Origin of the sequence: Caniella muris, from assembly GCF_943193035.1 — a bacterium.
Taxonomy (GTDB): domain Bacteria; phylum Actinomycetota; class Coriobacteriia; order Coriobacteriales; family Atopobiaceae; genus Granulimonas; species Granulimonas faecalis.
On the sequence record NZ_CALPCK010000001.1, the window covers coordinates 1,444,742 to 1,458,559 of the forward strand.

Annotated in this window: 10 protein-coding genes and 2 tRNA genes; all 12 read left to right on the forward strand. The window is 67.4% G+C overall.

Annotated elements, in window-relative coordinates:
* The first annotated feature begins 37 nt into the window (after positions 1-37).
* The 12 genes from dnaN (at position 38) to typA (ending at position 13,803) form a co-directional block, all read left to right on the forward strand.
* On the forward strand, positions 38-1,141 hold the full coding sequence (dnaN, locus tag NFR49_RS06200; RefSeq protein WP_251158750.1) for a DNA polymerase III subunit beta: 1,104 nt from the start codon (positions 38-40) through the stop codon (positions 1,139-1,141).
* Positions 1,142-1,144: 3 nt separating this feature from the next.
* The gene (gene recF / locus NFR49_RS06205; RefSeq protein WP_251158751.1) at positions 1,145-2,239 is read left to right on the forward strand and encodes a DNA replication/repair protein RecF; all 1,095 of its coding nucleotides are present in this window, start codon (positions 1,145-1,147) and stop codon (positions 2,237-2,239) included.
* Positions 2,223-2,792, forward strand: coding sequence for a hypothetical protein (locus tag NFR49_RS06210; protein WP_251158752.1), 570 nt, complete (start codon positions 2,223-2,225; stop codon positions 2,790-2,792). The genes recF and NFR49_RS06210 overlap by 17 nt, the downstream gene beginning before the upstream one ends.
* 174 nt (positions 2,793-2,966) lie before the next feature.
* On the forward strand, positions 2,967-4,910 hold the full coding sequence (gyrB, locus tag NFR49_RS06215; RefSeq protein WP_251158753.1) for a DNA topoisomerase (ATP-hydrolyzing) subunit B: 1,944 nt from the start codon (positions 2,967-2,969) through the stop codon (positions 4,908-4,910).
* Positions 4,911-4,927: 17 nt separating this feature from the next.
* Positions 4,928-7,750, forward strand: a complete 2,823-nt coding sequence (gene gyrA, locus NFR49_RS06220; protein ID WP_420840262.1) for a DNA gyrase subunit A — start codon at positions 4,928-4,930, stop codon at positions 7,748-7,750.
* Between the two features lie 281 nt (positions 7,751-8,031).
* Complete coding sequence (locus NFR49_RS06225; RefSeq protein WP_204406745.1) at positions 8,032-8,556, forward strand: bifunctional nuclease family protein; 525 nt, start codon at positions 8,032-8,034, stop codon at positions 8,554-8,556.
* Between the two features lie 74 nt (positions 8,557-8,630).
* Positions 8,631-8,707, forward strand: a tRNA-Ile gene (locus NFR49_RS06230).
* Between the two features lie 62 nt (positions 8,708-8,769).
* Positions 8,770-8,845: transfer RNA gene (locus tag NFR49_RS06235), tRNA-Ala, on the forward strand.
* Positions 8,846-9,049: 204 nt separating this feature from the next.
* Complete coding sequence (locus NFR49_RS06240) at positions 9,050-10,504, forward strand: ABC transporter substrate-binding protein/permease (protein WP_251158754.1); 1,455 nt, start codon at positions 9,050-9,052, stop codon at positions 10,502-10,504.
* On the forward strand, positions 10,501-11,271 hold the full coding sequence (locus tag NFR49_RS06245) for an amino acid ABC transporter ATP-binding protein (protein WP_275557143.1): 771 nt from the start codon (positions 10,501-10,503) through the stop codon (positions 11,269-11,271). Before NFR49_RS06240 ends, NFR49_RS06245 begins: the two co-directional genes overlap by 4 nt.
* 254 nt (positions 11,272-11,525) lie before the next feature.
* Positions 11,526-11,951, forward strand: coding sequence for a hypothetical protein (locus NFR49_RS06250; protein WP_251158755.1), 426 nt, complete (start codon positions 11,526-11,528; stop codon positions 11,949-11,951).
* A 13-nt stretch (positions 11,952-11,964) separates the two neighbouring features.
* Positions 11,965-13,803 carry a translational GTPase TypA gene (typA, locus tag NFR49_RS06255; RefSeq protein WP_251158756.1) on the forward strand — a complete coding sequence of 613 codons (1,839 nt, stop codon included), beginning with the start codon at positions 11,965-11,967 and terminating at the stop codon, positions 13,801-13,803.
* Positions 13,804-13,818 lie beyond the last annotated feature (15 nt).

Consider the following 13,818-nt stretch of genomic DNA (forward strand, 5'->3'; position numbering starts at 1 on the left):
CCACCATGTATTCTTCTTTCTAAAGAAAGGGTTAGTAATGAGATTCACCGTAAGCCAGACGGCCCTGCAGAAAGCCCTTTCCGTGGTGATCAAGGGCACCGCCGCGTCCTCGACCCTGCCCATCCTCACCGGCATCAAGATCACCGCCGGGGAGGGGACCCTGGAGTTCCAGGCCACCGACCTCGACATATCCCTCAAGCACCGCATCCCCGCCAACGTCGAGGAGGGCGGGACCACGGTGGTCTCGGGCAAGATGATCGCCGGCATCGTGAAGAGCCTGCCGGACGCGCCCGTGACCTTCGACTCCGAGGGCAACTCCGTGCGCCTCTCCTGCCAGCGCTCCAAGTTCAACCTCAACACCCTCGACCCCAAGGACTTCCCCGAGTTCCCGGCCGTGGAGGCCGAGCGGTCCGTGGAGCTGCCCGCCGGTGTGCTGGCCACCATGGTCGACCGCGTGTACCGCGTGGTGTCCCGCGACCTCTCCAAGCCCATCCTCGGCGGCATCTACCTCACGGTGGACGAGAACCTCGTGCGCCTCGTGGCCACGGACTCCTACCGCCTGGCCGTCTGCGACACCACCCTGGAGACCTCGACCCTCACCGAGCCCTTCTCCATGATCGTGACCGGCAGCGCCTTCCACGACGCCCTGTCCATCGCCGACGCCGACGCCCCCGTGCTCATCGGCGCCGCCGCGTCCCAGGCGGTGTTCTCCTTCGGCGACACGGTCTACGTCTCCCGCCGCATCGAGGGCACGTTCCCCGACTACCGCCAGCTCCTGCCCAAGAGCTGCTCCACGTCGCTCGAGCTCCCGGTGGAGGAGGCCTCCGAGGGCCTGCGCCGCGTGTCGCTCGTGGCGGCGCAGAACCCGCGCGTGCGGTTCGACATCGACGCCGACGGCGACCTCGTGACCATGAGCGCCATGGACTCCGACGTGGGCGACGCGTCCGAGCAGGTGGAGGTGCCCGTCGAGGGCTCCTCCGTGGCCATCGGCCTCAACCACCGCTACGTCTCGGACTGCCTGAGCGCCGTGAGCGACCGCGAGAAGGTGCTGCTCGAGCTCCAGGGCGAGATGCAGCCCGCGGTGTTCAAGTCGTTCGGCACACCCAACTACCTGCAGCTCATCATGCCCACGAGGCTCTAGCCCATGGGTCTTGCCCTGGTCCGCGCCACGCTGTCCGACTGGCGGTGCGCCCACGAGCTCGAGGTCGGGTTCTCCCCGGCCATGACCGTGCTCGTGGGCCCCAACGCCAGCGGCAAGACCAACACCGTGGAGGTGCTGCAGCTGCTCACGGCCGGGACCTCGTTCCGCCGCCCGTCGCCCGCGGACCTCGTGCGCCAGGGCTGCGAGGCCGGTCGGGCGGAGCTCCGGCTCGAGGGCGACGGGCGGGTGGTGGACGTCGCCTGCACCGCCACCGTATCCTCGCGACGTTTCACGAGAAACGGCAAGGCGGTCCGCCCGTCGGCCGTGCCGGGCACCCTGCTCTCGGTGCTGTTCACCCCCGACGACCTCGACCTTGTGAAAGGGCCGGCCAGGGGGCGCCGCGGCGAGGTGGACGGCTTTGGCAGCCAGGCCAACGCGGGCTTCTCCCGGGTGTGCCGCGCCTACGCGCGCTCCGTCGAGCAGCGCAACCGCCTGCTCAAGGACCCCGCCTGCGACCTGTCGGTGCTCGACGCCTGGGACGCCTCGGTGGCCCTGGGCGGCGCGACGCTCCTCTACCACCGTATGGGGCTCGTACGGAAGCTCGCGCCCCTCGTGCAGGAGGTCTACGGCGACATCGCGGGAGGGGAGCGCCTGGAGGTGGCCTACCGCTGCACCGTGCCCGGCGTGGAGGAGGGCATGGGCCGCGACGCCATGGCCGATGCCATGGCCGCTGCGCTGGCCGCCGGGCGCGCCGACGACCTGCGCCGAGGCGCCACCGGCGTGGGGCCGCACCGCGACGACGTGGACTTCTCCCTCGAGGGCAGGCCGCTCCGCACGTTCGGCAGCCAGGGCCAGCAGCGCACGGCGGTGCTGGCCTGGAAGCTAGCCCAGGTGCGGTTCGCCGAGGAGCGCCTGGGCGAGCGCCCGGTGCTCCTGCTCGACGACGTGATGAGCGAGCTCGACGGCACCCGGCGCTCGGCGGTGTCGTCGTACGTGGACACCGGCATCCAGACGGTGGTCACCACCACCCACCTGGGGTACTTTGACAGCGAGACGTTGGCGGGAGCCGAGGTGGTGCCCTATGGCGAGCGTGCCTGACAGGAACGGCGGCAGGCAGGTGCCGGGCCGCGGCGCCGTGGAGCGCCGCTGCGAGGCCGTGCGGGCCGGCGACCTCGTGGGCGCCTGCGTGGACACCCTGGCGTTCGGCGCCCGGGGCACCGAGAAGGCCGGCTGCGTGTGGAACCGCATCGCCGGCGACTCCGGCCGCCGCCACACCCGCGGCCTCTACGTGGAGGAGGTGGAGGGGGCCGACCCCGTGCTCCACGTCTACCTGGACTCCTCGCCCCTCATCCAGGACTTCCAGACCGACCACGGCCTCTACGAGCAGCGCCTCCGCTGGAGCGGCTTCCCCGTGAGCCGCGTGGTGTTCCAGCTCTCCCGCAAGGTGGGCACCCCCAAGGCCGACCCGGCCCGCGCTGCCGCCCCGTCCGCGGCCCCGGCGCCGCCGCTGCCGCCCCTCTCGGCCGCCGATGCCGCCCTCGTGGAGGAGACCTGCGCCGGGTTGCCCGACACCGTGGCCCAGCAGGCGCGCTCCGCCATGGAGGCCTGCCTGCGCCGCGCCCGCGCGCCCCGCCCGCAGGGGCGCGGGTAGGCGGTTTCAGACCCCGTTGCCCCCTGCCCCGGTATCCGGGTACCTTGCGGTGCCTGGAAGGCGCTCCAGGGCCGTCGTGGCGGCCGTGGGGGCCATTTGCCCCCTGTATCGACGGCCAAAAAAACGATAGACTGGATAAGTTAGGCTCAAGTCCCTTCCCAAGAGAGGACTCCCGTGGCAAAGAAGCAGGAATACGACGGCTCCGAGATCAAGATCCTCGAGGGCCTCGAGGCCGTGCGCAAGCGTCCCGGCATGTACATCGGGTCCACCAGCGCCTCCGGCCTCCACCACCTGGTCTACGAGGTGGTCGACAACTCCGTGGACGAGGCCCTCGCGGGCTTCTGCACCAAGATCCTCGTGACCATCCACCCGGACAACTCCGTCACCGTGGTGGACAACGGCCGAGGCATCCCCACCGACAAGCACCCCCAGCGCAAGATCCCCACCCTCGAGGTGGTCCTCACGGTGCTCCACGCCGGCGGCAAGTTCGACAACAACGCCTACAAGGTGTCGGGCGGCCTCCACGGCGTGGGCATCTCCGTGGTCAACGCCCTGTCCAAGAAGGTCGTGGTGCAGGTCAAGCGCGACGGCAACATCTACGAGATGGCCTTCTCCCGCGGCAGGACCACCGGGAAGATGAAGGTCGTGGGCAAGGCCAAGGGCACCGGCACCACGGTCACCTTCTGGCCCGACGACGAGATCTTCGAGACCTGCGTGTTCAACTACGACACCCTGCGCGACCGCATGCAGGAGATGGCGTTCCTCAACCGCAACCTCAAGATCGTGCTCACCGACGAGCGCGAGCTCACCCCCCGCGTGGACGAGTTCTGCTACTCCGGCGGCATCATCGACTTCGTCAAGTTCCTGAACGACGGCAAGGAGCTCGTGGGCGACATCAAGACCCCCATCTACATGGAGGGCGCCGCCGACACCGACGACCCGGCCAAGATGGGCGAGGTCGAGGTGGCCCTGCAGTGGAACTCGGGCTACGGCGAGAACGTCATGAGCTTCGCCAACAACATCTACACCCCCGAGGGCGGCATGCACCTCGAGGGCTTCCGCACGGCCCTCACCCGCGTGATCAACGACTACGCCCGCAAGGCCAACATCCTCAAGGACAAGGACAAGAACCTCGAGGGCTCCGACGTCCGCGAGGGCCTCTGCGCCGTGGTGTCGGTCAAGCTGGGCGACCCGCAGTTCGAGGGCCAGACCAAGGCCAAGCTCGGCAGCTCCTACATGAAGCCCCTCGTGCAGAAGACCGTGGCCCAGGGCTTCGCCGAGTACCTAGAGGAGCACCCCAAGCAGGCCCGTGCCATCGTCAACAAGGCGTCCTCCGCCGCCAAGGCCCGCCAGGCCGCCCGCAAGGCCCGCGAGGCCACGCGCCGCAAGGGCCTGCTCGAGAGCGCCTCGCTCCTCGGCAAGCTGGCGGACTGCTCGGTGAGGGACCCGGCGATGACCGAGCTCTTCATCGTCGAGGGCGACTCCGCAGGCGGCTCGGCCAAGATGGCCCGCGACCGCTCCACCCAGGCCATCCTGCCGCTGCGCGGCAAGATCCTCAACGTGGAGCGCGTGGGACCCAGCCGCGCCCTCTCGGCGGAGACCATCCAGAGCCTCATCACGGCCATCGGCACCGGCGTGGGCGACGAGTTCGACATCTCCAAGGCGCGCTACCACAAGATCGTGATCATGACGGACGCCGACGTCGACGGCGCCCACATCCGCATCCTGCTGCTCACGTTCTTCTACCGCTACATGCGCCCCATGATCGACGCCGGCCACATCTTCATCGCGCAGCCGCCCCTGTTCCAGCTCAAGCCCAAGGGCAGCCGCGCGCGCAAGGGCAAGTACATCTACACCGACGAGGAGCTCGCCCTCGAGGTCAAGGGCCTGGAGAAGGGCAAGTACACCGTCCAGCGCTACAAGGGCCTCGGCGAGATGGACCCCGAGCAGCTGTGGGAGACCACCATGGAGCCCAAGAACCGCATCCTGCTCCAGGTGGGCATCGACGACGCCGCGGCGGCGGAGCGCACCGTGTCCGACCTCATGGGCACCCAGGTGGAGAAGCGCCGCGAGTTCATCCAGCGCCGCGCCAAAGACGCCCGCTTCCTTGACATCTAGACAGAGAGGTTTGACCTGTGGCAGACGACAAGCGACTCGGTGACGGCGGGTTCGACGACGAGCTCGACTCCGGCGTCAACGAGGGCGATCTCTTTGAGAACGACGAGGTCCTGGAGGGCGCCGTGGGTCCCGACGGCGACGTCGACCCCGACGACGGCGACGACATCGAGATGACCTACGAGGAGGACGGCGAAGGGGCCGGCATCGACCCCGACTCCATCGAGCTGGACTCCACGACGGGCCTGCTCTCCGACGAGGGCGGCACCCGCCTCGACCTCACCGACATCCACGGCGGCACCCTGAAGCCCATCGGCCTCTCCAGCGAGATGCAGACGAGCTTCATCGAGTACTCCATGTCGGTCATCGTGGCCCGCGCCCTCCCCGACGTGCGCGACGGCCTCAAGCCGGTGCACCGCCGCATCCTGTACGCCATGCTCGACTCCGGCGTGCTCCCCACCAAGCAGCACAAGAAGAGCGCCTGGACCGTCGGCGAGGTCATCGGCAAGTACCACCCCCACGGAGACTCCGCGGTCTACGACGCCATGGTGCGCCTGGCCCAGGACTTCTCCATGTCGGTGCCCCTGATCGACGGCCACGGCAACTTCGGCTCCGTGGACGGCGACCCCGCCGCCGCCATGCGCTACACCGAGAGCCGTCTGGCAAAGCCCGCCATGGAGCTCCTGCGCGACCTCAACGACGACACGGTGGACTGGCAGCCCAACTACGACGAGTCCATCATGGAGCCCGCCGTGCTGCCCAGCCGCTTCCCCAACCTGCTGGTCAACGGCTCATCGGGCATCGCCGTGGGCATGGCCACCAACATCGCCCCGCACAACCTGGGCGAGGCCATCGACGCCGTGTGCATGATGATAGACGACCCCGACGTCACGGTCGACGAGCTCATGACCGTCATGCCGGGCCCCGACTTCCCCACGGGTGCCGTCATCATGGGCACCAAGGGCATCCGCGACTCCTACGAGACCGGCCGCGGCTCCATCTGCGTGCGCGCCAAGGCCCATGTGGAGAAGATCAAGGGCAATCGCCAGCGCATCGTCATCACCGAGATCCCCTATCAGGTCAACAAGGGCCTGCTCCAGGAGAAGATCGCCAAGCTCGTCAACGACAAGACGATCGAGGGCATCTCCGACATGCGCGACGAGACCAACCGCAAGGGCATGCGCCTCGTCATCGACCTCAAGACCAACGTGGTGCCAGAGGTCGTGCTCAACAACCTCTACAAGCACACCCAGCTCCAGACCACCTTCGGCGCCATCAACATCGCCCTGGTGGACGGCGTGCCCAAGACCCTCACCCTGCGCGAGATGATCGGCCACTACATCGACCACCAGGTCGACGTCGTGACCCGCCGCACCCAGTACCGCCTCAAGAAGGCCAAGAGGGAGCTGCACGTCCGCGAGGGCCTGCTCGTGGCCGTGGACAACATCGACGAGGTCGTTCACATCATCCGGAGCTCCTACTCCGATGCCGAGGTGCGCGAGCGCTTCCTCGACCGGTTCGGCCTGGACGAGATCCAGTCCAACGCCATCCTCGAGATGCGCCTCAAGCGCCTCACCGGCCTGGAGCGCGAGAAGCTCGTGGCCGAGATCGAGCGCCTCAAGGAGGAGATCGCCTACCTCGAGGGGCTCCTGGCCGACCGCACCAAGCTCCTGGGCGTCATCAAGGACGAGATGGGCGAGATCAAGGCCAAGTACGGCCGCCCGCGCCGCACCACCATCTCCAACGCCCCCATCACGCTGGATGTGGAGGACCTCATCGCCGACGAGGACATGGTCATCACCATCACCCACGCCGGCTACATCAAGCGCACCCCCGTGGCCGACTACCGCTCCCAGAAGCGCGGCGGCAAGGGCGTCCAGGGCGTCACCCTCAAGGACAACGACTTCGTGGAGGAGCTGTTCGTGGCCAGCACCCACGACTACATCCTCTTCTTCACCAACCTCGGCAAGGTGTACCGCCTCAAGGTCCACGAGCTGCCGGTGGGCGGCCGCCAGGCCAAGGGCAACGCGCTGGTGAACCTGCTCGACCTCGCCGACGGCGAGCACGCCACCTCGGTCTTCACCACGAGCGGCTTCCCGGCCGACGAGTACCTCATGTTCGCCACCGCCAGGGGCTGGGTGAAGAAGACGGCGCTCTCCGCCTACGACCGCACGCGCCGCGACGGCATGATCGCCATCAAGCTCCGTGCCGACGACCAGCTGGTCACCGTGCGCCGCGTGAAGCCCGGCGAGAAGATCATCCTCACCTCGTCCGACGGCAAGACCATCGTGTTCGACGAGGGCGACGTGCGCCCCAAGGCCCGCGACACCGTCGGCGTCAAGGGCATCACCCTCAAGGGCGACGCGCTCATGCTGGGCATGGAGGTCTCCAACGGCAAGGGCGACCTCTTCGTGATCACCGAGAAGGGCTATGGCAAACGCACGCCCGTCTCGGAGTACACCGAGCACAACCGCGGCGGCCAGGGCGTCTACACCATCCAGATGACCGCCAAGAAGGGCGACCTCGCCGCCGTGAAGGTGGTGGGCCCGCAGCACGAGCTCATGATCATGAGCACGGACGGCACGGTCATCCGCGTGAAGACGGCGGAGATCAGCCGCCTGGGCCGCTCCACCCAGGGCGTCAAGGTCATGAACGTGGCCGACGGCGACAGGGTCACGAGCGTGGCCCGCATGGTGGCCGGCAAGCCCAAGGCCAAGGACGCCCCCAAGGTCGACGAGGGACAGAGCTCCCTCGCCCTCGGCGTCGAGGCAGAGGACGCCGACGACGAGCCGCTCGACGTGGGCGGCGAGGAGAGCTACGACGAGTCGCTGCTCGACGACTAGCCGGGGCCGTCCCGGGGACGGACCCGCATGAACGGACCTGCATGAGGGGCCCGGTCGCGCCACGGTGCGGCCGGGCCCCTCGCGTTCCCGAGAGGGTCCCCGGATTCCGGCTGGCGAATCGAGCGCCGTCGCCGACGCCCGCGGATGGGACTTCGGCTATGCTAACCATCCAATGCGGTCCACAGTGCCGCCATGGTTTTCTCGTCCGGATGGGTACGTACGGAACACAGGAGCACAGGCGACTTTCAAGAAGAGCACGAGAGAGACAAAGGAGGCGAGCCATGACGATGATTAGGGTCGACATAGAGACGGTGGTCATCGGCGGCGGTCCTGTGGCCTCCTTGGTGGTGCTCAAACCCCGGTCAAACAGCCGGGTGGAGCCCCTTCCCATCCGCATCGGCTCCGTCGAGGCCACGGCCATCGGCATGGGCGTGGAGCATCCGGGGACGGACCGTCCCATGACCCACGACCTGCTCGGGCAGGCCATCACCGGCCTCGGGGCCACCATCACGTCGGTGGCCATCACCAAGGTGGAGGGCACCACGTTCTTCGCGGAGGTCAACCTCACCACGCAGTCCGGCTGCCACCTCTCCCTGGACGCCCGGCCCAGCGACGCCATCGCGCTGGCCGTGCGCAGCAAGAGCCCCATCTTCGTGGCGGAGTCGGTCATGAACACGGCGAGCTACCCGGATTTCGACGCGGTCAAGCGCGAACAGGACCGCCTGGACATCCAGGAGTTCGACAAGTTCATCTCCACGCTCTCGCCCGAGGACTTCACCACGGGTGCCGGCAGCGGCCGTCCCTGAGGCACGTCGGAGAAAAAATCCTCCGACGTGGGTTGACGGGGCGGGTTGGAAGGCATAGCATCATTTCTTGCGTTGGGCCCATAGCTCAGTTGGTCAGAGCGTCCGGCTGATAACCGGGAGGTCACAAGTTCGAACCTTGTTGGGCCCACCACTTTTTTGATAATAATCGCCCCAGCGTGAGCCGAGTCGCCGCTGGGGCGATTATTGATATATGGGGACGTAGCTCAGCTGGGAGAGCGCGGGCTTTGCAAGCCTGAGGTCGTGGGTTCGAGACCCATCGTCTCCACCAGCGATTCGCCTGCCCGGGGTCCGCCCCGGGCTTTTTTCTGCGTATAGCCCGATTTAAATAAGGGAATGAAATCCCCTAACATGTTGTTCGTTTTGGGCGCCGTAGCTTGCGTCCTTGTGAACAGCGTCCGCGGGTTCTGTGTTGGCCGCGGGGGGTCCGTAAAATGGGCCCATGTAGTTTGTCGCCAGTCCTTGGAGTGTGTGGATGAACCAGATCAAACGCCGCCCCTCGTGGGCCCTTTGGCATGTGCTGGGTGTTGTGGCCCTGGCCGTGCTCCTCGTTTTCCCGACCACGGCCCGCGCCGAGGTCGAGGGTGTCCAGGGCAAGACCTACCGCATTGCCACCGACACCACCTTCGCCCCCTTCGAGTATTCCGACAACGGCCAGCTCGTGGGCATCGATATGGACCTCATCAGGGCCATCGCCGAGGAGGAGGGCTTCGACGTCGACATCCAGTCCCTGGGCTTCAACGCCGCGCTCCAGGGCGTGCAGTCGGGCAACTACGACATGGCCATCGCCGGCGCCTCCATCACCGACGAGCGCAAGCAGATGTACGACTTCTCCGACCCGTACTTCGACTCCGGCGTGCTCATGGCCGTGCCCGAGTCCAGCGACATCTCCGGGTACGGGGACCTCGCCGGCAAGACCGTCGCGGTGAAGACCGGCACCGAGGGCGAGACCTTCGCCAGGTCCATCGCGGGCCAGTACGGCTTCGACACCATCTCGGTGGACCAGACCTCCACCATGGTCCAGATGCTGCAGTCGGGTCAGGCCGATGCCATGTTCGACGACTACCCCGTCGTGGCCTACGGCATCGCCCAGGGCAACGGCATGAAGGCGGTCACCGACAAGGAGGCCGGCAACTCCTACGGCGCCCTGGTGGCCAAGGGCAAGAACCCCGAGCTGCTCCAGGCCTTCAACGAGGGTCTCGCCAAGCTCAAGGCCAACGGCACCTACGACCAGATCATGGAGAGGTACCTGGGCGACAACGCCGTCAAGGCCGAGCAGCCCAGCTTCGTCGGCCTGCTCCAGCAGAGCGCCCCGGCGCTCCTGACCGGCGTCAAGAACACGCTGCTGGTGACCGTCGTGGCCTTCGCCGGCGCCCTCGTGCTCGGCATCTTCTTCGGCCTGCTCAAGGTCGCGCACAACCGCGTGGTGCGCGCCGTCGCGTCGTTCTACGTGTGGCTCTTCCGCGGCACCCCCCTGCTCATCTGGGCCTTCTTCTTCTACTTCGCCGTCCCGCAGCTCTTTGGCATCAAGCTGTCGGTCTTCGCCGTGGGCGCCATCGCCCTGGCCCTCAACGCCGGCGCCTACATCACCGAGATCGTGCGCGGCGCCATCCAGTCGGTGGACCCGGGTCAGACCGAGGCCGCCCGGTCCCTGGGCTGCTCCGCCGGCCTCACCATGCGTTCCGTGGTGCTCCCCCAGGCCGCCAAGATCGCCACGCCCTCCCTCATCAACCAGCTGATCATCATGGTCAAGGACTCCTCGATCCTCCTGGCCATCGGCTTCGGCGAGCTGCTCTACCAGGCCCAGCAGATCTATGCCGCCAACTTCCGCGTCAGCGAGGTGCTCTTCATCGTGGCCCTGTTCTACCTGGTCACGATCTCGCTGCTCACCATGCTCGCCAACTGGGCCACGAGGAGGTTCTCCGAATGAGCGACAACACCGCCCGTGACGACGTCCAGGCCGACGACGTCATCATCAGCGTCCGCGACCTGCACAAGTCCTTCGGCAAGAACGAGGTGCTCAAGGGCATCGACCTCGACGTCAGGCGTGGCGAGGTCATCACCATCATCGGCCCGTCCGGCGGCGGTAAGTCCACGCTGCTGCGCTGCCTCAACCGCCTGGAGGAACCCACGAGCGGCACGGTGAGCTTCGAGGGCATCGACCTCACCGACCCCTCCGTGGACATCGACGCCGTGCGCTGCCGCATCGGCATGGTGTTCCAGAACTTCAACCTGTTCCCGCACATGAGCGTGCTCGAGAACGTCACCTTCGCCCCCATGCACAACCTCGGGGTCTCCAAGGAGGACGCCGAGGCCACGGCGCGCAAGCTCCTGGACATCGTGGGTCTTGCCGAGAAGGCCGACGCCATGCCCCGGTCGCTTTCCGGCGGTCAGAAGCAGCGTGTGGCCATCGCCCGGGCCCTGGCCATGAAGCCCGACGTGCTGCTGTTCGACGAGGCCACGAGCGCCCTGGACCCCGAGATGGTCAAGGACGTCCTCGACATCATGCGCCGCCTGGCCGACGAGGGCGACACCATGATCGTGGTCACCCACGAGATGGGCTTTGCCCGCGAGGTGAGCGACCGCGTGATCTTCACCGAGGGCGGCCTCATCGAGGCCCAGGGCTCCCCGGAGGAGCTCTTCTCGGAGAACCCGCCGAGCGAGCGCCTGAAGGAGTTCCTGGGCAAGGTCCTCTGACGTAGGGTCCCGTGCTCCGGGCATCATCGAAGGCAACTGGGACGGGGGTCCGCATCCACCGATGCAGGCCCCCGTCCCCATGGCGCGACATGTGACAGAGGGGTCTGGCCCATCTATCACGCTGCCTATTTCTTTTCTGATGTCAGGGGCCGACCGGCCCCCAGCCCCGGCCCCCGGAGTGGTGACTCCATGAAGGCGGCCCTTTGGGTGTAGCGTTGTACAGTCGCCACCACCATGCCGCAGAGGAGGTCCCCATGATCAGCCCCGAGCTCGACGAGCTGTCGTGCAACCTCATCGGCGAGTGCCTCGACCGGTTGGCCGAAAGCGCCGACCTCGGTGTCGTGGCCACCGCGCTCGACGGGAACTCCATGCGTGTGACCTGCGCCTTTGACGACGACGGGGCCGACATGTGCCTCGAGGCCGCCCATGACTGGGTGCGCCGCCTCGCGGCCGGCACCCTCAAGGAGCCCGGCTTCTCCAAGCCCGTGTGCTACGCCATCGCCTACGCCGGCGCCGTCGACACGGGGTCGGGCTTCTCCGACGCGCTCGTCACGGAATTTGGGGACAAGGGCAACGACGTCGACTACTCGGCCTTCCTCCTGCTCGACGGGGTGGGTTCGGGCAGCGCCCTCCGCTGGAGCGACCCGGCCCCGGCGGGGGAGACAGAACCGCTGTTATAAGAAAGAGAGCTCCATGCTGCAAGAGAACCTGAGAAACGTCGCCATCATCGCCCACGTCGACCATGGCAAGACCACCCTCGTCGACAAGCTGCTGCGGGCCACCGACGCCTTCAGGGCAAACCAGCAGGTGGAGGACCGCGTCCTCGACTCCAACGACCAGGAGCGCGAGCGCGGCATCACCATCCTGGCCAAGAACATCTCCATCGAGTACAAGGGCGTCAAGATCAACGTCATCGACACCCCGGGCCACGCCGACTTCGGCGGCGAGGTGGAGCGCGTGCTGCGCATGGCCGACTCCGCCCTGCTCCTCGTGGACGCCTTCGAGGGCCCCATGCCCCAGACCCGCTTCGTGCTGCGCCACGCCATCGACGCCGGCCTCGCCATCATGATCGTGGTCAACAAGATCGACCGCCCGGGAGCCCGTCCCGAGGCCGTGGTCAACGACTCCCTCGACCTCATGATGGACCTCGGCGCCACCGACGAGCAGCTCGAGTTCGCCATGGAGCACGTGGTCTACGCGAGCGCCGTCAACGGCTTCGCCCGTCTCTCCCCGGACGACGGCAACGACGACATGTACCCCCTCCTCGACATGATCGTCGACTGCCTGCCCGCCCCCGACTGCGACCCCGACGGCCCCCTGGCCATGCAGTGCGTCACCATCGACCACTCCAGCTACGTGGGGCGCATCGGCATCGGCCGCGTCTACTCCGGCACCATCCACGCCGGCGAGCAGATCCTCGTGGTCAAGAACGACGGCAGCCGCGCCATGGCCCAGGCCAAGCAGCTCTTCACCTTCGACTACCTCGGCCGCACCGAGTGCGACGAGATCCGCGCCGGCGACATCGGCGCCGTGGTGGGCATCGACCGCACCGACATCGGCGACGTCTACACCGACCCCGAGAACCCCGTGGAGCTGGAGCCCATCGAGATCGACCCGCCCACCCTCTCCGTGGTCTTCGAGGCCTCCACGAGCCCCCTCGTGGGCCGCGACGGCGACATCGTGGGCGCCCGCCAGCTCAAGGAGCGCCTCATGCGCGAGGCCGAGAACAACGTGACCATGCGCATCGAGGAGCTGGGCGACAAGACCGGTGTCGAGGTGGCCGGCCGCGGCATCCTGCACCTCTCCGTCCTCATGGAGGCCATGCGCCGCGAGGGCTTCGAGTTCCAGGTGGGCCGCCCCCGCGTGCTCTTCAAGGAGGACGAGCACGGCCACCGGCTGGAGCCCGTGGAGCTCGCCGTCGTGGAGTGCCCCAACGAGTTCTCCGGCAAGGTCATCGAGGCCTTCGGCGAGTCCGGCGGCACCATGTCGAGCATGCAGGCCGGCGAGACCCACACGCACCTGGAGTTCAAGATCCCCACGCGCGGCATCATGGGCCTCAAGAACCGCATCCTCAACGCCACCCACGGCGAGGGCGTCTTCTACCACACGTTCTCCGAGTACGGCCCCTACGCCGGCGAGCTGGGAGTACGCAACAACGGCGCCATGATCTCCATGAGCACCGAGAAGTCCGTGGGCTACGCCCTGGGCACCCTGCAGGAGCGCGGCACCATGTTCGTGGGCCCCGGCGAGGAGTGCTACGAGGGCATGCTCGTCGGCGAGCGCTCCAAGCCCGGCGACATGGTGGTCAACATCGCACGCACCAAGAGCCTGGGCAACCAGCGCAGCTCCACCGCCGACATCGCCGTGCAGCTCACGCCGCCCAAGACCTTCACCCTCGAGGAGGCCCTCGAGTACATCATGGACGACGAGCTCGTCGAGGTGACGCCCAAGAACATCCGCATGCGCAAGCGCATCCTCAACGCCATCGAGCGCAAGAAGGACAACGTGCGCAGGGGCAAGGTGTCCAAGTAGCCGTTCAGCCCCCGT